General features: G+C 46.6%; 8 protein-coding genes. All 8 read left to right on the top strand.

The genetic code is table 11. The annotated features are described in order from the left end of the window. The coding region (locus tag IKG78_RS13440; protein WP_290944352.1) for an FISUMP domain-containing protein at positions 1 to 3,329 on the top strand (3,329 nt) is incomplete at its 5' end. A gap of 15 nt (positions 3,330 to 3,344) precedes the next feature. Next, entirely contained in the window at positions 3,345 to 4,106 is a 762-nt protein-coding gene (locus IKG78_RS13435; RefSeq protein WP_290944350.1) for a hypothetical protein, read from the top strand. 221 nt (positions 4,107 to 4,327) lie between these two features. Next, complete coding sequence (locus IKG78_RS13430; RefSeq protein ID WP_290944348.1) at positions 4,328 to 7,471, top strand: FISUMP domain-containing protein; 3,144 nt, start codon at positions 4,328 to 4,330, stop codon at positions 7,469 to 7,471. A 43-nt stretch (positions 7,472 to 7,514) separates the two neighbouring features. After that, positions 7,515 to 10,733 carry an FISUMP domain-containing protein gene (locus IKG78_RS13425; RefSeq protein ID WP_290944346.1) on the top strand — a complete coding sequence of 1,073 codons (3,219 nt, stop codon included), beginning with the start codon at positions 7,515 to 7,517 and terminating at the stop codon, positions 10,731 to 10,733. Between the two features lie 187 nt (positions 10,734 to 10,920). Further along, complete coding sequence (locus IKG78_RS13420; RefSeq protein WP_290944344.1) at positions 10,921 to 14,178, top strand: FISUMP domain-containing protein; 3,258 nt, start codon at positions 10,921 to 10,923, stop codon at positions 14,176 to 14,178. Positions 14,179 to 14,367: 189 nt separating this feature from the next. Continuing rightward, the gene (locus IKG78_RS13415; RefSeq protein ID WP_290944342.1) at positions 14,368 to 17,457 is read left to right on the top strand and encodes an FISUMP domain-containing protein; all 3,090 of its coding nucleotides are present in this window, start codon (positions 14,368 to 14,370) and stop codon (positions 17,455 to 17,457) included. A 208-nt stretch (positions 17,458 to 17,665) separates the two neighbouring features. Beyond that, entirely contained in the window at positions 17,666 to 18,529 is an 864-nt protein-coding gene (locus IKG78_RS13410; RefSeq protein WP_290944340.1) for a TIGR02147 family protein, read from the top strand. Between the two features lie 26 nt (positions 18,530 to 18,555). Next, entirely contained in the window at positions 18,556 to 21,807 is a 3,252-nt protein-coding gene (locus IKG78_RS13405; protein WP_290944338.1) for a fibrobacter succinogenes major paralogous domain-containing protein, read from the top strand. Positions 21,808 to 22,253: the final 446 nt, after the last annotated feature.

Genomic DNA, 22,253 nt, shown 5'->3' with positions numbered 1-22,253 from the left:
GCGATGACGGCACGGGCTGTTCCATGACAAAGGAAGGAACAGTCGTCACGATTACTTGCGGCGAAAATTCGACTACGATCGATGTGGGGCAAGGTAGCGGCTCCGGAAGCAGTGAAATCGCTCCGCTTGATTCCGAAAAGATTGCAGTTTCTTTGGATGAAGTTTCCGGCGTGACGCAGAAAGGTCCGTTCCTGATGGGGTCCAAGGTGCTTGTGCGTGAAATGGAAGATGGCCGCACCCTGACGCAGACGGGTAATTCATTTAACGGCAAGATTCTGAACGACAATGGTGAATTCAAGATAAACGCTCGCATGCTCGTGAGCCAGTACGTGATGCTTGAAGCGACCGGTTATTACCGCAACGAAGTGACGGGGCAAAATTCAAGTTCTGAACTCACTTTGTTTGCGATTACGGACGTGAACGACCGAAACATCGTGAATGTGAACCTGCTGACACACTTGGAATATGAACGCGTTGTTTACCTTGTGACGCAAAAGAAGATGAAGGTCCGTGCCGCCAAGAAACAGGCACAGAAAGAAGTGTTTGGGTTGTTTGGCATTGACGCGACGGACTTCAGCAACTCCGAAGACTTGAATATTGCAGGGGCAAGCGACGAAGATGGTGCTCTGCTTGCGTTCTCCTTGATGTTCCAGGGCGACCGCTCCGTGGCGGACCTTACGGCTCTCTTGCAGACGGTGGCGAACGACATGGAAAAAGACGGAACATGGGACGATGCTACAACTCGCATGAAGATTGCGGAATGGAGTGCCGATGCCGACAGTGCCGGCAGACTTGCAACAATCCGTAACAATGTAAGGGGGTGGAACCTTTCGAGCACTGTTCCGAATTTTGAACAGTATGTGCGCGCCTTCTGGTACAAGGAATATGGCCTTGACAGTTGCACCGTTGATAGCGTCGGCAGGGTGAAAGCTGCGACTGCAGGCAAGCAAGAAGGGACAAGGACTCGTTACGTTTGTCGCGATAGCCGCTGGCAAATCGCAGGTGATTTTGAAAAAGATATTTACAACTGGAAAGATTCGACCGACGGTGCACTCAAGAACGGCTCTGTGACAGGAACAAAGTATGTATTCGACTCCACGGGTTCGTACAATGGCAGCATGGGTTGGCGAATTGCGAATGACGTGGAACAACTGTATGGTGGCTGCCGCAAGGCTGTTTATGGTGAAATTCGCCGCGATACGTATAACGGGGGCTTCTACCAGTGCCAGAAGGCGAGCCATAGGTGGGAACTGGTGAACAACAACCTGCTTATTGATACCCAGCAATGGACCGAAGGCGAGGACGGCTATGCCAAATGGGGAGACTCCATCGGCGTTGTGACATACGGAAACAAGATTTGCTATGTGTATGACACAAGTGCCGCTTACAATGGCTGGCGTAAAGGCAACGACAACGATTGCACCTTGGGCCTTATGGGGTGCACGGCAGGCAGGGCGGGCCGCATGAACGAGGCTACGGACGGCAACTTCTACAATTGTGCTAACAACATCTGGACCAAGGTCTCTGACCGTGTGCAGTATAACACGATAGGCTGGGCTTGTCTCGATAGCAATGCCGGCGAAATGAAGTTGGGACTGTACAACACAAGCGTATATTTTGTGTGCGATGAAAACGCTTGGCGAGAAGCAACGACAAATGAAGAATTGACGTGCAAGAACGACGGGCTTTGCGAAGCCTGCACGGAAGCACGACAGGGTGCATTCTGGAAACATGAAGGCAATCAGCTGGTTTGTGACGAAAAAACATGGCGAACTCCGAACTGTGCCGAAGCTAAAATGGAAAGCCTTTGCACTGCAAACGACAGTGCCGTGGTATGGGAATGTGAAGATGCCCCCGGTGGCAAATTTAAGGTAGATTATGTTTGCTCGCATGACCCATGGCAAGAATATAAATTAGTTTGGCATCAAATTCGTCATCCGTTTGAATATACTCTTGAAAACTGGAATAAGAAAATGGCTGAATTCTATACAGCAAAAAAGCATCCAGATGCAAACTATGGAGATGATTTAATAGACAAACGAGACGAAAATGTCTATAAGACGGTTTATATAAATGGATTGCGATGGATGGCGGAAAATTTACGTTATGCCGATAGCAATGCTACGGTTAATCTTAAGGGACAGTCATATTGTTTTGGTCGTTCTTGCAAATTATCAAATGATTTAGACAATTCTAAATGTGAATTAATTTATCATGAAGATAAAAAGAATTGTGAGATTGGCGGTCGTTTTTATTCTTGGACCGCAGCGATGGATATGGATAGCAAATGGTTAAATGAAAACGCTCAATCGCTTGTTGAAGATTCTCATCAGGGAATATGCCCCAATGGCTGGCATATTCCAAATGTTACTGAATGGCGTATTCTGAACAACAAAGGCCGCAATTCTTTGATGGCGACTGGGTTTCATTATTCGGCATATAATCATGACGATTATGGCGATTATACGGACGCTTTGGGCTTTTCCGTTTTTCCTTTAGGAAGGCTAGGTCTTGATTGGAATTGGAATGTAAATTTGGACGGTTTTTATGATGGAGGAGATGGTGCATTTTTCTGGAGTACAAAATATAAGAATGGAACTCGTATTACAACTCCTTTTTACGACATATATGGAGCTCAGGGTTCTGATAAATTCTCTGTTCGGTGCGTTGAAAACTATAAGCCTCAATTTGTCGATTTAAATTCGCTGACAGATAAACAAAAAAATGAGAAAAAGAAAGAATATTATTCTTCAATATATCATCCCCAAGCAACATATGGCGATGATTTGGTAGACAAACGTGATGGGAATGTCTATAAAACAGTCTTTATAAATGGGAAACGATGGATGGCGGAAGATTTGCGTTATCAAGATAAAAAATTAGCAGATTATATTGATGCCGTTCGCAGAAGTGATGATAGATTCGACACTTTACATGTATCATATTCATGGAGAGCGACAAACTTATTGGATAGTCATGATACGACAAATCTAGAACTATGCCCTTCGGGGTGGCATATCCCAGATACAACGGAATGGAATACAGTATTACAAAAGGCAAAGTCTTCTTCTGATTTGATGGTAAACAAGTTGCTTTTTGATTGGTGGAATGCATCTGATGAATTTGGCTTTTCAGTTTTTCCTGAAAAAGAATCTTTTGGACGTTGGTGGGCTGAATATCTTTCATCGAATGTGAGTAAAAATGGAGATTTTTACAAAGGAAGTTTAATTGTAATTAAACCAGAAATAACAGAAATAACAAATTATGATATTGATATTTACGAACATTATTCCGTCCGTTGCGTCGAAGACGACCCTGTAGAACCCTAACCAAAGGAGCATCTTATGCCTTTTTGCCAATACATCTATCCTGCAATTCTGCTGGGTTGCATAATTGTATATGTTATCTGCTGTAAAGATGATTTCCTCAGGGATGTCGAGACGTTCGTCAAAGTTTTGCGTGACGATCCAGAGCAACGCAAGGTGGAGGCGAAAAGGCAAAATGATGAGTTTGTCGATTTGATGCGGGGGGCAAACAAAAAGGCTGATTCAGATAAAGCGAGTGACCTCACGAAAACTTTGCTTGAAGAGGCACGCAAGAATCTCGGATATTCTTACGAACTCCGCAATCAGGAAAATCAATCCATGCTTTCTGTGACCGCGACAATAGTTTCCATGTATGGTGCGTTCTTTTATCTTACAAATCTGGCTTTGGACATAGATTCAGATTCAAATATCTTCGTTTTCAACCTCGTTCTTGCCGCGATGTGCTTGCTCAGCCTTGTCATAGCGTCTGCGTTCATGCTAGAAGGATTCCGTCCCACATATCTTATCCCAAATTCGACGGAAGAGAATATCCGCAAAATTTTGCAGAAGCAGCTGACGGGAGACAAGAATGCCGAAGAATCTTGTAGTGAAATCAAATACACGCTCATTGCAGCTTGCGGAGTTCGCTCCAAAGTAAATGAAGAATCGAACATACTTAAATCCATGTGCTGGGATGCTACTCGCCGCTATATGCGTTACGCTGGAATATTCCTCCTTCTGATGCTCATCACTTGGAGTATATATAAACTATGTGCAAGCTCGGTAACGTGCTGTTGCTGACGCTTCCGGCTCATTTTGTGATTGCTTTACTTTTAGCTGTTATAGAACTGATTTTTAGAACGACAAGGGGAAATGCCATGAAATCCACGAACAACACCCAAAAGAAAATGTCACCCTGTAACATGTCATCCTGGAGGGTGAAACCCGATAGGATCCATGGATTCTATCACTCCCTACGGTCGTTCCAGAATGACAGACGGGTGTCTCCCTGGAGCCACATCGTGGCGATAGGGGCCATTGCGATTCTCCTTGCATCTTGCGGTGAGGATTCAACGGTAGAAAATATCACTCAGGTGAACCAGAGCGGCATCGAAGTCATCTCGGATGTCTCCAAGCTCCCCAAATGCAATAAAGACAATGACGGTGAAATGGTGTGGGTCAAGGGCGAAGTCACCCCTAGAAAGTGTTCCAATAGCAAGTGGTTCGCTGTCGCCGAAGGGAGCGTGGCCGCAACCTGCTCCACCAAGGAACTCAAGGATGGCAGTGGCGTAAAAATTATTTGCGGTGGCGATTCCATTGGCGTTGTGCTGAACGGCAAGGACGGAAAAGACGGTGCCGATGGCAAAGACGGCAAGGATGGAGCCAAGGGCGAAAAGGGTGACAAAGGCGACACTGGTGCAACTGGTGCTCAGGGTAAGCAAGGCGTTGCTGGAAAAACGGGTGCGACAGGAGCGACAGGAGCAACTGGGGCAAAAGGTGACAAGGGTGATACCGGTGCGACGGGTGCTCAAGGCGAGAAAGGCGACAAGGGTGATACTGGTGCGACTGGAGCCAGGGGCGAAAAAGGTGATACCGGTGCAACTGGCAACAAAGGTGAAAAGGGCGATACGGGTGCGGCTGGTGCAGATTGCTTAATGGAAACGATTGACGAACAGTCTGTCCGTGTGATTTGCGGAAATGATTCCACGATTCTCTATACTGGTAGCGCTCCTAGCGAGACGACGCAAGACACTGTCGTGCTCGACTCTGAAAAAATTGCGATTTCATTAGACGAGGTTTCCGGCGTGACGCAGAAAGGCCCTTTCCTGATGGGGTCTAAAGTTCTTGTCCGTGAAATGGAAGATGGACGCACGCTCACGCAGACGGGTAACAGTTTCAACGGAAAAATTTTGAACGACAATGGCGAATTTAAGATAAATGCCCGCATGCTCGTGAGCCAGTACGTGATGCTCGAAGCGACCGGCTATTACCGCAACGAAGTGACGGGGCAAAATTCCAATTCAGAGTTGACGTTGTTTGCAATTACGGACGTGAACGACCGCAACGTCGTGAATATCAACTTGCTCACGCATTTGGAATATGAACGTGTGATTTACTTGGTCACGCAAGAGAAAATGAAAGTCCGTGCAGCCAAGAAACAGGCCCAGAAAGAAGTATTTGGGCTGTTGGGCATTGACGCGACGGAATTCAGCAACTCCGAAGACTTGAATATCGCGGGCAGTTCCGACGAAGACGGCGCTTTGCTTGCATTCTCGTTGATGTTCCAAGGCGACCGCTCCGTGGCGGACCTTACCGCTCTCTTGCAGACGGTGGCGAACGGTTTGGAAATGGATGGAACATGGGATGATGCAACGACTTGCATGGAAATTGCGGAATGGAGTGCCGATGCCGACAGTGCTGGCAGGCTTGATTCAATTCGCAATAACGTGGCTGGCTGGGGATTGTCTTCCAAAGTTCCAAATTTCGAACAGTTTGTACGTAACTTCTGGTACAAGGAATATGGTCTAGACAGTTGCACTGCGAAAAAGGCAGGAACAGTGAAAGCCGCTTCTGCGGGCAAGCAAAAAGGGACTAAGACTCGCTACATCTGCAAGGACGCTACTGAGGGGGTGACTGCTAATGATCTTCGCTGGGTGATTGCGTCTGACCTCGAAAAAGATACTTATGGGTGGAAAGACACGACCGATGGTGCTCTCAAGAACGGCTCCATGACAGGGAAAAAATACGTGTTTGACAAAACGGGTAGTATGAATGGCACCAAAGGATGGCGGTTGGCTGTAGCTGTTGAAAATACTTACGGAGGCTGTGTTGATAGCTTGTATTCGAAAATTCGTAGTTATCGGAGTGAGAATGAATACGAAGCTGGTTACTACCAATGTCAGAAGGATGTGCACAAGTGGGTGCTTACGGATGACAACCTGATGATTGATACGCAAGGATGCCCTAAAGGCGATGATGGTTTATCCAAGTGGGGCGATAGCATTGGGGTTGTATCTGTAACGTATGGCGACCGCATCTGTTATGTGTATGATACTAGTGCTGCTTACAGGGGGTGGCGTATGGGAAACGACCGCGACTGCACGCTCGGCTTGCAGGGGTGCACAATGGGACGTGCAGGGATCATGATGCTCAATAAAAATGAAAATACTTATTATGTATGCGATGGACATTATTGGGGTTTGGCTGGTGTAGGCGCAGAACTTGCGTGCCGTAACGAAGGTGTATGTCGCTTGTGTACAGAGGGCATGCTGGGATTGACTGAAAATCGTGACGGTGTTATGTATGTATGTGATTTGGATGGCTGGTATAACTGGCGCGAGTTCAACTGTGCTGAAAAATTGAAGGGTGTTTGCACTAAAAATGACAGTTCCCTTGTAGAAGCTTGCGAGAAAGTGGGGGGCTTCGATATAGATTACATTTGTTCTGAGGGTCATTGGCATGCAGTAGAAAGTCCATTTGAGTACACGCTTGCTCAGTGGAATAAAAAGAGAGATGCTTATAATGCGGCAGCGGTGAAAGCTAAGTTGCATTCTGATTCGATGGTTACCGATCCACGCGATAATAATGTATATAGGACTGTTGTCATTAATGGAAAACGTGTATTTGCGGAGAATTTGCGTTATGCGGACAGTGCTGCCGTGCACAATTTAAGGGGGCGACAGATTCGTTGCTATGGTGACGAGGCGAAAAACTGCGAGATTGGAGGTGGCTATTATACTTGGACGGCGGCGATGAATTTGAATGGTCAGTGGGGTTCGTACAGTGCTGAAACTTTGATAAAGGATCCGCATCAAGGAATTTGCCCTGAAGGCTGGCATGTGCCGAGTGGTACAGAATGGATGGAATTGTTCAGTGGTGTTGACTATGCGGATCAGCAGATGATTGGCTTTAGCAGATGGAACACGGCAACGGACGCTAGCGGGTTTACTGCGCTTCCAGTAGGCGCCTACGGAGAGAATGCTTTCAGCAATGGTTCATCGGCCGGCTTTTGGAGTGCCACTGAGGACGGTTACTATTATGCCAAAGTTTGGTACTTGTATGATGCTGCTGCTGGACTTTCCTCCCGCAATGATGGCTTTGAAAAGGGAAGGAAGTACAATCACATGGCTGTCCGTTGTTTTCAGGACTCCCCTGTAAAACCTTAGTTGAGGGAACTCCATGTTTTTTAGAACGACAAGGGGAAATGCCATGAAACCCACGAATACCGTCCAAAAGAAAATGTCACCCTCTAACATGTCACCCTGGAGCCACATCGTGGCGATAGGGGCCATTGCGATTCTCTTTGCGTCTTGCGGCGAGGATTCTACGGTAGAAAACATCACTCAGGTGAACCAAAGCAACATCGAAGTCATTTCGGATGTTTCCAAGCTCCCTAAATGCAAAAAGGACAATGACGGTGAAATGGTCTGGGTCAAGGGCGAGTATGCTCCCAGAAAATGCTCCGATAGCAAGTGGTACGCCGTTGCCGAAGGGAGCGTGGCTGCAACTTGCTCCTCCAAGGAACTCAAGGATGGCAGTGGCGTAAAAATTATTTGCGGTGGCGATTCCATTGGCGTTGTGCTGAACGGCAAGGACGGAAAAGACGGTGCCGATGGTAAAGACGGCAAGGATGGAGCCAAGGGCGAAAAGGGTGACAAAGGCGACTCTGGTGCAACTGGTGCTCAGGGTAAGCAAGGTGTTACTGGAAAAACGGGTGCAACAGGAGCGACCGGAGCTAAAGGCGAGAAAGGAGACGTGGGTGATACCGGTGCAACGGGTGCTAAAGGCGAGAAAGGCGACAAAGGCGATACTGGAGCGACAGGAGCCAAGGGTGAAAATGGTGATACCGGTGCAACGGGTGGCAAAGGTGACAAGGGGGATACGGGGGCGACTGGTACAGGTTGCTCAGTGGAAACGATTGACGAACTGTCTGTCCGCGTGATTTGCGGAAAGGATTCCACGATTCTCTATACAGGCAGTGCTTCTGGCGGGACGACGCAAGATACTGTCGTGCTTGACTCCGAAAAAATTGCAATATCTTTGGACGAGATCTCCGGCGTGATTCAAAAAGGCCCGTTCCTGAAGGGTTCCAAGGTGCTCGTGCGTGAAATGGAAAATGGTCGCACGCTTACGCAAACGGGGAACAGTTTCAACGGAAAAATTTTGAATGACAGGGGTGAATTTAAGATAAACGCTCGCATGCTCGTAAGCCAGTACGTGATGCTCGAAGCGACTGGTTATTACCGCAATGAAGTAACTGGCAAAAATTCAAGTTCTGAACTGACCTTATTTGCAATTACCGATGTAAATGACCGCAACATTGCGAACATCAACTTGCTCACGCATTTGGAATATGAACGCGTGATTTACTTGGTCACGCAAAAGAAGATGAAAGTTCGTGCAGCCAAGAAACAGGCTCAGAAAGAAGTGTTTGGGCTGTTGTACATTGACGCGACGGACTTCCGCAATTCCGAAGATTTAAACATTGCAGGTTCAAGTGATGAAGACGGTGCTTTGCTCGCATTCTCGTTGATGTTTCAGGGAGACCGTTCTGTAGCAGACCTTACGACTCACCTTCAATCGGTTGCGAACGATATGGAAAAGGACGGGACATGGGATGATGCAACGACCCGCATGAAAATTGCGGAATGGAGTGCCGATGCCGACAGTGCGGGCAGGCTTGATACAATTCGAAATAACGTGGCTGATTGGGGATTGTCTTCTGAAGTTCCGAATTTCGAAAGGTTTGTACGCAACTTCTGGTACAAGGAATATGGTCTAGACAGTTGCACCGCTAAGAAAGAAGGTGTCATGAAAGCTGCTTCTGCAGGCAAGCAAAAAGGGACAAAGACTCGCTACATTTGCAAGGTCGCTGCTGAGGGTTTGACTGCTAATGATCTTCGCTGGGTGATTGCGTCAGAGTTCGAAAAAGATACTTATGGATGGAAAGACACGACCGATGGTGCTCTCAAGAACGGTGCCATGACAGGAAAAAAATACGTGTTTGACAAAACGGGTAGTATGAATGGTGTCAAGGGATGGCGATTGGCGGTAGCTGTTGAAAATATTTACGGCGGCTGTGTTGATAGCTTGTATTCGAAAATTCGCAGCTATCGGAGTGAGAGCGTTGACGAAACTGGCTACTACCAATGTCAGAAGGGTGTGCACAAGTGGGTGCTTACGAACGACAGCTTGATGATTGATACGCAAGGGTGGCCCGCAGGCGATGATGGCTTATCCAAGTGGGGCGACAGTATCGGGGTTGTATCTGTAATGCCTGGCGACCGCATCTGTTATGTGTATGATACTAGTGCCGCTTACAGGGGATGGCGTACGGGAAACGATTATGATTGCACGCTCGGCTTGCAGGGGTGTACAATGAGACGTGCTGGGGTCATGATGCTTTGTGAAAATGAAAATACTTACTATGTATGTAATGGCCATGTTTGGTATCAGGTTACGGTAGAGCAAGAACTTGCGTGCCGTAACGAAGGCGTATGCCGCTTGTGTACAGAGGGCTTGCAGGGATTGACAGAAAGTCGTGACGGTGTTATGTATATATGTGATAGGGGTAACTGGCACGAACTCAACTGTGCTGAAAAAATAAAGGGATTGTGCGTTGCAAATGACTACTCTTTAGTGCCTGCATGTGAACGAATTGGGGGCGAAAGCGGATTTGACGTTGATTACGTGTGTTCCGATAGTCGTTGGCATGCGGTAAAACACCCGTATGATTATACATTGGATGACTGGAATAGAAAACGAAATGCCTACAATGCGGCGGCTGTGGTTGCCAAGGTAAATTCCGATTCAATGATTACGGATCCACGTGACCTTAAGACATATAGGACCATTGTTGTCAATGGAAAGCGTGTGTTTGCCGAGAATCTTCGTTATGCGGACAGTGCTACCGTGCCCAATTTAAAGTATCAGATTAGTTGCTTTGTTGACGATGTGAAAAACTGCGAGATTGGAGGTGTCTATTATACGTGGACTGCGGCGATGAATTTGAATAGTCAGTGGAATTCGAATAGTGCTGAAACTTTGATAAATAACCCACATCAAGGAATTTGCCCTAAAGGCTGGCATGTGCCAAATCGTACAGAATGGATTGAATTGTTCAGTGGTATTGACTATGCGGATTTGCAGATGACAGGCTTTAGCGAATGGACCACGGCAACGGACGCTAGCGGGTTCTCCGCGCTCCCTGTCGGTTACGATGACCATGTATATACCTACGGCCTCGGTACTGGCGCAGTTTTATGGAGCGCTTCTGAGGACAGTAGCTATGGTAGCGTTTACGCCAACCTTTGGTACTTGGGTATGGGCGGGCTGGGATTTGGCTTCAGTGGCAGCGGCATCGGTCGCTATGACAAGAGTATAGGCGCCGCAGTCCGTTGCTTTCAAGACGACCCTGTAAAGCCTTAGTTGAGGGGGTGGGTATAAACTATATATCTGATGATGTGCTGTAGTTATTTTACCAAATCTCATAAAAATGCGCAGATTTGGTAAAGTGAAAATGGGGGGGATAATTCAATTATAAGTTGATGCAGACATCTTGCGTTACATTTTGCTATTATAGGTTCGTATTTTTTACAGAACAAGGAACCGCAGCATGAAACCCACGAACACCACTCAAAAGAAAATGTCACTATGGAAGTTTGTCACTCTGGAGGCACGGAGTGCCGATAGAAACCATTATGTCTTGAAAAACATTTGCGATAGGGTCCATAATGTCTTGCATAAACATTTTGCGATAGGGACCCTCGCATTTTTAGCGTCTCTCCTCGTTACCGCTTGCGGCGAAGATTCAACGGTAGAAAACATTACGCAGGTGAACCAGAGTGGCATCGAAGTCATTTCGGATGTTTCCAAGCTCCCAAAATGCAAAAAGGACAACGATGGCGAAATGGTGTGGGTCAAGGGCGAGTACGCTCCCAGAAAATGCACCGATAGCAAGTGGTACGCTGTCGCCGAAGGAAGCGTGGCTGCAACTTGCACGACAAAGGAACTCAAGGATAAAAGCGGTGTCAAGATTATCTGCGGCGGCGATTCCGTGGGCGTTGTGCTGAACGGTAAAAATGGAAAAGATGGTGCCGACGGTAAAGACGGAAAGAATGGTGTCGATGGAAAAGACGGCAAGGATGGTGCACAGGGCATTCAAGGTGAAAAGGGCGACAAAGGCGATACGGGTGCGGCTGGAAAAGATGGTAAAAATGGTACTGATGGCAAAAACGGAACTAACGGCAAGGATGGCGCAAAAGGTGCTGATGGAGCGAGTTGCACGGCGGTTACGCTTGCGGACAATAGCGGCCTGAAAGTGCTGTGCAACGGCGATTCCGTGGGCGTTGTACTTAACGGAAAGAAGGGTGCGGATGGAAAAAATGGAACAAACGGCACCAACGGTAAAGATGGTGATGACGGCACGGGCTGTACATTGGCTAAGGAAGGAACTGTTGTCACGATTACTTGCGGTGACAAATCGACAACGATTGATTTGGGGCAAGGTAGCGGCTCCGGCGGCGGCGAAATTGCCCCGCTTGATTCCGAGAAGATTGCAGTTTCTTTGGATGAAGTTTCCGGTGTAACGCAGAAAGGCCCGTTCCTGATGGGGTCCAAGGTGCTTGTCCGTGAAATGGAAGATGGCCGCACGCTTACGCAGACAGGCAACAGCTTTAACGGAAAAATCATGAACGACAAGGGTGAATTCAAGATAAACGCTCGTATGCTCGTGAGCCAGTACGTAATGCTCGAAGCGACCGGCTATTATCGCAATGAGGTGACGGGGCAAAATTCCAATTCGGAGCTTACTCTGTTCGCGATTACCGACGTGAACGACCGCAACATCGTAAACATCAACTTGCTCACGCATTTGGAATATGAACGTGTAATTTACTTGGTGACGCAAAAGAAGATGAAAGTCCGTGCAGCCAAGAAACAGGCCCAGAAAGAAGTGTTCGGCCTGCTGAACATTGACGCGACGGATTTCAGCAACTCCGAAGACTTGAACATCGCTGGCAGTTCCGACGAAGACGGTGCTTTGCTCGCGTTTTCTCTTATGTTCCAAGGCGACCGCTCCGTGGCGGACCTCACCACGCTTTTGCAGACGATTGCAAACGACATGGAAAAGGACGGAACGTGGGATGACGCAACGACTCGCATGAAGATTGCGGAATGGAGTGCCGACGCGGATAGTGCGGGCAAACTCGCGACGATTCGCAATAACGTAGCTGGCTGGGGCTTGTCTTCTAAAGTACCGAATTTCGAACAGTTTGTACGCAACTTCTGGTACAAGGAATACGGCTTAGATAGCTGTACTGCGAAAAAGACAGGAACAGTCAAAGCTGCGACCGCAGGCAAACAGAAAGGAACTAAGACTCGCTACATTTGCAAGGACGCTGCAGAGGGATCAACCGCAAACGACCTTCGTTGGGTGATTGCAAGTGATCTTGAAAAGGATACGTACGGATGGAAAGACTCGACTGACGGTGTACTCAAAAATGGTAGTGTGACCGGCAAGGTTTATGTGTTCGATAAGCTTGGTTCTTTTAACGGAATTGCTGGTTGGCGTGAAGCGGAATCCATTGAAAAACAGTATGGCGGTTGCCGTGAAGCGCTTTACGATTCTATTCGTACAGATAAAGTTTATGCGTACTACTATACTTGCAAAAAAGCATCGCATATTTGGGAACGCGAAGTTGATTATCTGCTGATTGACACGCAATACTGGCCTGATTCCACAGATGGCAAGGTCAAGTGGGGTGATTCTATTGGAGTTGCGACTCCAGGTGACCGCATTTGCTATGTATGGGACGAAGCTAAGGAATATAACGGTTGGCGTACGGGCAACACGAGCGATTGTAATCTTGGTTTGCTAGGCTGCACGGCTAAACGTGGTGGCGAAATGCGTAAGTCTAAGGATGGACGCTACTATAGTTGCTCGAATAACAAATGGACGGAAATCACGGACGAAGTTTACATCAATACTTACTTGTACCGCTGCACCATAGATGGCGAAGGTGATAAAGTTTACAAGGAAGGTGATCTTGTTTATGGAATAGAGATGAATACGACCCGATATGCTTGTGAAAACGAAAAATGGCGTGATACGAAAGCTGGTGAAGAACAGGCCGGTAAGGCATGCACGGCTTTGTTGCAGGGAACGATTTTAGGTGATACCATTACCTGTGACACATTTAATTGGCGAACGACCATTGTATATGACTATCCTGTAGGTAAAAAATGGTTCAATGAATATTTGGATTATGGGACTCTTGAAGATAAACGAGATGGCCGTACTTATAAGACTATTAAGATTCGTAATCAAGTTTGGATGGCGGAAAATCTCGCTTATAGCGATAGTATCCAAAGTCCGTACTTGAAAGGTCAATCTTGGTGCTATAACAATGATTCGTTAAATTGTTTAAAGGGTGGTCGTTATTATAGCTGGACTGCTGCGATGGATATTCATTATAAGTGGTTGGATGATTCTCCGTATTTAGTGGATGGGCTGATTGGTAATCCGCATAAAGGAATTTGTCCAGATGGCTGGCATATTCCTAATAATGATGAATGGTCAATAATGTATGATGCAATTGTAAAAAATCCATATGCTATGCAGGCGAAGGGACATCGTTTGTGGCCTGATGCGACAAATAATAGCGGTTTTTCCGCGTTACCAGTTAATCGTTGTTATGGATGTCAATATGAGTTTGGAAGTTTGGCAAGTTTTGTTAGTGCTTCAGAAATAAATGAAAAATATGCATATATTTGGCATTTACAAATGTCTCAAGGAAACTTTAGTACTGGTTATCAAGCAGATCATTCAAAAAAATATGCATATTCAATCCGTTGCATCAAAGACTCCGATTAATAACAATCTCTTTTAATCATTTTTACAATTGGAATTTTTTATGAATTACAAAACCATCATTGACAAACTTTTCATCGGAGTCGTTGCTGTTCTTTTTGCATCTTGCAGCGACGACAGCACGGTTGAAAATATCACTCAAGTGATGCAATTCAACATGGATGTTGTGAACAAAGTTAAAGATTTGCCTAAATGTACGAAAGAAACGACGGCGAAATGGTGTGGGTCAAGGGCGAAATCACCCCTAGAAAGTGCTCCGATAGCAAGTGGTATGCCATCACCGAAGGGAGCGTGGCCGCAACTTGCTCTACCAAGGAACTCAAGGACAAAAGCGGTGTAAAGATTATCTGTGGCGGCGATTCCATCGGTGTCGTGTTGAATGGCAAGGACGGAAAAGATGGTGCTGACGGTAAAGACGGCAAGGATGGAGCCAAGGGTGAAAAGGGTGATACTGGTGCAACAGGAGTCCAAGGCAAGCAGGGGGTTGCTGGAAAAACCGGAGCAACGGGAGCCAAAGGCGATACAGGAGCAACGGGAGCACAAGGTGAAAAGGGGGACAAGGGTGATGCAGGAGCCGCAGGGACGGGCTGCTCTATGGAAAAAATCGACGAACAAAAAGTTCGTGTGATTTGCGGCTCAGACTCTACGCTTCTTTATATGGGGGCAGATTCCGACACAACGGCTCAAGATACTGCGGCTCTCGATTCCGAAAAAATTGCAATTTCGTTAGACGAGGTCTCGGGCGTAACGCAAAAGGGGCCTTTCCTTAACGGTTCCAAGGTGCTGGTGCGTGAAATGGAAGATGGTCGTACGCTTACGCAGACGGGCAACAGTTTCAACGGTAAAATTTTAAACGACAAAGGTGAATTCAGGATAAACGCTCGCATGCTCGTGAGCCAATACGTAATGCTTGAAGCGACGGGTTATTATCGCAACGAAGTGACGGGGCAAAATTCGAACTCTGAACTCACTTTGTTTGCAATTACGGATGTGAATGACCGAAATATCGTAAATGTGAACTTGCTGACGCATTTGGAGTACGAACGCGTTATCTATCTCGTTACGCAGAAGAAGATGAAGGTGCGTGCCGCCAAGAAACAAGCTCAAAAGGAAGTGTTTGCATTGCTAGATATTGATGCGACAAATTTCAGCAATTCCGAAGACTTGAACCTAGCAGGGTCTAGTGACGAAGATGCTGCCTTGCTTGCGTTTTCGGCGGTATTGCAAGGGGACCGTTCGGTTGCAGAACTTTCGGAACTGTTGACAAAGATTGCGACTGACATGGAAAAGGACGGCTCATGGGGGGATGCGGCTACGCGCAAGGCAATTGCAGACTGGGCGGCCATAGCCGATAGTGCAGGGCGACTCACCGATATTCGTGAAAATGTCAAGAATTGGGGCATATCGGCAATGGTTCCCGACTTCGAAAATTACATACGGCATTTCTGGATAACGGAATATGGGTTGGGTGTTTGTTCCGAAGATAGTCTAAGTATCGTAAAGCGGGCGACCAAGGGAAATCATAGCGATTCCCATGATAAGTCCCGGTTTATTTGCAAGGCGGATTCATTGAATCATTATCGTTGGATGTTTGCAAGCGACTTTGAAAAGGATACATTCGGCTGGAAAGATTCGACGGATGGAGCTCTAAAAAATGGCGGTGTAACTGGTAAATACTATGTATTTGATTCTACGGGTAGCAATGGCAGCAAGGGTTGGCGATTCGCGGATGACACCGAGCAACAGTATGGCGGTTGTAACAAAGGCAAATATGGGAAAGTTGTCGGATATAAGCGGTACGGAGGCTATTTCCAGTGTCAAGAATCAACGCACCGTTGGGAGTTGATTGACAATGAATATCTGGTCATTGAAACCAGCTTGTGGACCGAGACAGACGATGGATATTCCAAGTGGGGTGAAATTTTTGATAATCCGAGGCGTTGCTATGTTTATGACACGAGCGATGTTTACAAGGGTTGGCGCGAGGGAAATGAATATGATTGTTCCTTGGGTTTATTTGGTTGTACCAAGGGACGTTTAGGGCAAAGGCATAAGACGGCGGATGGCGATTACTACTCCTGCATAAGTTACGTTGAATACGGCGATTCCACACGTTATAAATGGGAACGTGTGAATGATAACGTGGTAATCAATACGGATGGCTGGGCTTGCCTAGACAGTAATGATGGCAAAATGCGCAAAGGGACGCAGAATGATGCTTATTTTGTATGCGAAGACTATGCTTGGCGCGAAGCGACCACAACGGAAGAGAGGGCATGCCGTATAGATGGTGCTTGCCAGTTACATATTTGCACGGAAGGGAAAAAGGGAAAATTTGAAGATAGGGATGGTGTTTTGTATGTGTGCGATCATGGAAATTATCCCTTTGATGATTATGGAGACTATAGATGGCGTAAGGCGAATTGTGCGGAAATAAAGACGGGTGGCCTTTGCAATTCGAACGACGGCACCATTGTATGGAATTGCGAAGATGTGGGTGACTTTAAGATAGACTATATCTGTTCTTTGTATAACAGCAATATGGTTTGGCATCCAATCCTATCGCCATACGAATATAAGCTTGCGGATTGGGAAAAGAAAAAGGCGAAATATTACACGAAAGAAATGCACCCCAAAGCGAAATATGGTGATGACTTGGTTGATAAACGCGATGGCGAAGTTTATAAGACGGTGTATATTGGGGGTAAGCGCTGGATGGCAGAGAATTTGCGATATGTAGATAGTGTTGCAACTCCAAACCTAAAAACTGTATATGATTTTTGGAATCCTGAATATCAATTAAGGTGTTATCGAGATAATTGGGTTGAAAATTATGATGACAAATGCAAAATTGGAGGTGCTTTGTATTCGTGGACTGCAGCTATGGATATAGACCCTAAATGGGCTTCTGATTCTGTGGGGTCTATTATTACGTTACCGCATCGTGGTATTTGCCCTGAAGGTTGGCATATACCCGATACTACTGAATGGAACGCTCTGGGTGAAGCTACTGACTATGCGTCGCTGCAGATGAAGGGCTTTGCTCATTGGACGGAAGCGACTGATGCAAGCGGATTCTCTGCGTTACCGACGGTTATAGAGTTTGGGGCGAGTAATTATACTTCTTGGTGGAGTGCTGAAGATTATGTGCGTGACGATCGCGGAAAAGCTTACAATTGGGGTGTGTTTATCGATGGATTTCGCATTCTAAGTTCAGGAAAATATGCAGGAATAAATGATGGAACTTGGCTTTCCGTCCGTTGCATCGAAGATACCAACTAACAACAATTCAAAATCGTCGAATACAATAAACAACAACGGCTGCTTCGCGAGCCGTTGTTTCATAGATTTGAATTTTTGTTTTATGTTTTTAAATTTTCTTTAAAAATGATTAAAAAGTGCCGAAATTTGCATAAAATCAGCAATTTTGTTTTAATAAAAAAATTCACAGCACCTTGTAGCGCCCTAGACAATTAAGTAAATTTATAGTATGATGAAATCGGTTACAGAATACAAGAAATATCGCGAATACGTCTTGGACTATTACCAAGAACGCAAGCGTTGTTCGGCGTTTACGTGGCGCGAATTCGCGAAAGATGCCGGATTTGCGTCGGGATCGTACTTAAAGCTTGTTTGTGACGGAAAAACGCGTTTGCGCGAAGAAAGCGCGAAAAAAACGGCACTTGCGATGGGCTTGGTGGGTTTCGAGTTTGATTATTTTCTTTTGATGGTGCGTTACGAAAACGCGAAGACGGACAAAGAAAAGAAAAAGTGCTTTGAAGAAATGCAGGCGCTTGGCGAGGCTAGTCGCGTGAAAATTCTCGGCAGTGAAATGTACACGTTTTACGAGACGTGGAAACATTCCGTTGTCCGCGAATTGGCTGTTGCGATGCCGGGGGCGAAACCGCACGAAATTGCAAAGGTTTGCAGGCCTGCGATTTCGGCAGCAGATGTAAGCGATAGCCTGCATTTTCTCGTGAAGTCGGGACTTTTGACGCGCGATATCAAGGGCAATTATCACCAAACGAATCGTTCGCTTTCGACAGGGCGCTTGAACGTGGTTGCCGTGGCGGTGCATTCCCTGCTTCGCCAAATGGGCGAATTTGCGCTAGACGCCTTGGACAAACTCCCGATTTCAGAACGGCACTTTAGCGGAATCACGATGGGCGTGACTGCCGAAAGCTATGCGAAAGTCGTTGAAGAAATTGCGGCGTTCCGCAAGCGAATCATCACAATCGTTGCGGACGAGAACAAACCAGAAAAAATTTGCCGATTGAACTTTCAATTTTTCCCACTGACGGAAAAGATTGAATATGGTAATACGGATGTACAAACAAAAAAGAAAGGAGAGTAGTTAAGAGTATGCTCATGGAATCAAGGATGAAATGGAATCGTTTTTGGGTGGCCATCGTGTTTGGGACCACCTTTTGGGCTTGTTCTGGCGATAAGACAGCCGGTACGAGCGAAGAAAGCGAAGGCATTTACGCTGTAAAAAACTTAGACGTGGCAGGCTTGGCACAAAAGGGCCCGTTTGTCAAGGGTTCCGCAGTGACAGTGCAAGGTGTTGACTGCAAGACGATGAAATTCACGGATGAGGAATTCACGGGAAAGGTCAAGAGCGACAAGGGCGACTTTGGCGTTGACGACGTGAATCTCTCGGCTTCTTGTGCGTTGTTCGAGGTGTCTGGCTATTACATGAATGAAGTCACCGGCAAAAAGTCTTCGGATAAATTGACGCTCCATGCGATTACGGATTTGAAAGATAGAAAGTCTGTGAACATCAACGTGCTCACGGAATTGGAATACGAGCGCGTGATGAATCTCGTCTCCAAAAATAAAATGTCCTTTGCCAATGCGAAATTGCTGGCCGAAGAGGAAGTTCTTGCTTCGTTGGGCGTGATGAATCTTTTTGAATCGTTTGAAGGCTTAAACATTTACGAAAAGGGCGATGGAAATGCGACCCTCCTTGCAACGAGCGTGCTGTTGCAATCAGATCTGGATACCAAGAAACTGGCTGACCGTATAGACAACTTCGCATCGTCTATCGCAGAGACTGGCGAATGGAACGACGATAAGGCAAAAACGAAGATGGCGGATTGGGCAAGTACCGCCAAGGCCGACGGCAAGTTTGACTCTGTCCGTGAAAATCTAGAGAAGTGGAGCGGGTCCGATAAGATTCCTGGATTTGAAGAGGTGGTTGAAGAGTTTGGGGGCGCTCAGAAAATCCCTGAAGAATGGAGCTGGGATGTGCCCAAGGAAGCTCGCCTGAATCCGAAAATCAAATACGACTCGATGGTCGACCCGCGCGACAAGAAAGTTTACAAGGTCGTGAAAATTGAAGTGCCAGACTCGAATTATTCGCAGGTGTGGATGGCTGAAAACTTGAACTATGCCGATAGCGTCAAGACACCGAGCTTGAAGGGCCGCAACTGGTGCTACAATAATGAAGAAAAAAATTGCAAGGTGGGCGGTCGTTATTACAGCTGGGCGGCGGCAATTGACTCTGTTGCCTTGGCGAAAGATTCGAAGGAACCGTTGAATTGCGGCTATGGTAAAAAGTGCGGACTTGATCGCGCTGTGCAGGGAATTTGTCCTGATGGCTGGCATTTGCCGTCAATCTATGAATGGGGGTTGTTGAGCGTGGCGTTAGGAACTGGCGGCGTAGCTGGCGAGCCACTCAAGGCCTTGACCGGGTGGGACTACGCCGGAACGCCTAACAATAACGGAACGGATAAATACGGCTTTGCTGCACTCCCGACCGGAAGAAAAATTTCTGCAACTAGTTGGCAAAAGGTGGGCTCGGATGTTTATTACTGGAGCGCCACCGAATACAATGCCGATCAAGGCCGGTATTTGAATATAAACAACATTTATACCAATTCTTATATCTATCAGAATAGCAAGTCTTATGGACAAAGTGTCCGTTGCGTCAAAGGGGATCCTTCGAAGGCTCCGGTAAGACCTTCTTCAAGTTCTAGCGTGACAAGTGTGTCCAGCAGTAGCTCTGCAAAAATAGATTCTACAGGATGGAGCTGGGATGTGCCTAAGGAAGCACGCCTGAATCCGAAAATCAAATACGATTCGATGATTGACCCGCGCGACAAGAAAGTTTACAAGGTCGTGAAAATTGAAGTGCCAGACTCGAATTATTCGCAGGTGTGGATGGCGGAAAACCTGAACTATGCCGATAGCGTCAAGACTCCGAGCTTGAAGGGCGGCAACTGGTGCTACAATAATGAAGAAAAAAATTGCAAGGTGGGTGGCCGTTATTACACGTGGGCTGCTGCGATTGACTCGGTGGCACTTGCGAACGATGCCAAGGCTCCGTTGGATTGCGGCTATGGCAAAAAGTGCGGACTTGATCGCGCTGTGCAGGGGATTTGCCCTAATGGCTGGCATTTGCCGTCAATCTATGAATGGGGGTTGTTGAGCGTGGCGTTAGGATCTGGCGGCGTAGCTGGCGAGCCTCTCAAGGCTTTGACCGGGTGGGACTACGCTGGGACGGATGACAATAACGGTACGGATCTTTACGGCTTTGCCGCACTCCCGACCGGAAGAAAAATTTCTGCAACTAGTTGGCAAAAGGTGGGCTCGGATGTTTATTACTGGAGCGCCACCGAATACAGTGCCGATCAAGGCCGGTATTTGAATATAAACAACATTTATACCAATTCTTATATCTATCAGAATAGCAAGTCTTATGGACAAAGTGTCCGTTGCGTCAAAGGGGATCCTTCGACTGCGCCGGTAAGACCTTCTTCAAGTTCTAGCGTTGACGAAACGAAGTCCAGCAGCAGCTCTGCAAAATCGAGCAGCAGCGCGGTCGTGTCCAGTAGTAGCCAGGCAAAATCGAGTAGCAGTGCAGTTGTGTCCAGTAGCTCCGTCGCTTCGTCTTCTTCGACTCTTGTGTCTTCATCATCCTCTGAAAATCATGACAGCTTTGGTTTTGATTGGAGTCTCCCGAAACAATCTTTTTTTAATCCAAACATCGAATACGATTCCATTGTTGACACTCGTGATGGTCAAACGTACAAGACGGTTAAAATTGGTAATAAAGTTTGGATGGCTGAAAACCTGAACTATTATGATGAAAAAGATTTAAGCGTGAAGGAAAAGAGTTGGTGTTTCGGAAAAAAGGACAATAAAGATACTTCCACTTGTGATGTTGCGGGGCGCTTGTATACATGGGCTGCTGCGATTGATTCTGTAAGGCTTGCTACTGATTCGATTCATCCGTTGGATTGCGGTTATGGCAAGAATAGATGTAATTTGACCGACACAGTGCAGGGAGTATGTCCTGCTGGCTGGCACATGCCAAGTAAAAACGAATGGGAAAGTTTGTTCGGTGCGGTGGGTGGACAAGGGGCTGCCGGTAAGGTTCTCAAGTCCCAAAGAGGTTGGTATGACAACGATAATGGTACGGATGCTTTCGGCTTTACTGCCTTGCCTGCTGGTTATAGGCACTATGGTGGCGATTTTGTCCGTGACGGCTACACTACGGATTTCTGGAGTTCTACTGAAGCTAGTGGGGATAATGCGTACTACATAAGTTTGAACTACTCCTTCAATATTGCAAATTTATACACTGGGCAAAGGAACTATGGTTACTCTGTCCGTTGCGTAAAAGACTAGGGCGTCATCGTCATCCTGAACGATAGTGATATATGAAACTTGGCAACTCGTTGCCTTAGTTGAATTAGGTTCGTAGGAGCAGGATCCAGTCAATTTCAGCTTATGCATTAAGGAATTTTACTGGATCCTTCCTCCTTGCAGTCGTCAGGATGACGGTTTCAAGGATGACAGGTCGTCAGGACGACGCTTAAAGTTAATAGGCTTATATAAGACCTCGCTAAGAAAATTTGGCGGGGTCTTTTTTATGTTCTAGGCGACGATGCTTGCCTTGACCAAAAGCGACAATCCGAAAAAAGCTATCGTTGACGCTTTGCCATATTTTTAGCTATTATAAGATTGTGATATCCTTATTGGATGGTGCTCTCACCCATTTTTTCTACTGCTTGCGGGTCCTGTTGGCGGCGAGCTTTTTTGCGGTGGTTTGTTATGAAAAATTTGTATAAGCT

Source organism: Fibrobacter sp. (assembly GCF_017545445.1).
GTDB lineage: Bacteria > Fibrobacterota > Fibrobacteria > Fibrobacterales > Fibrobacteraceae > Fibrobacter.
The sequence above is the reverse complement of the archived record's forward strand: the minus strand, read 5'-3'. Positions and strand labels throughout refer to the sequence as shown.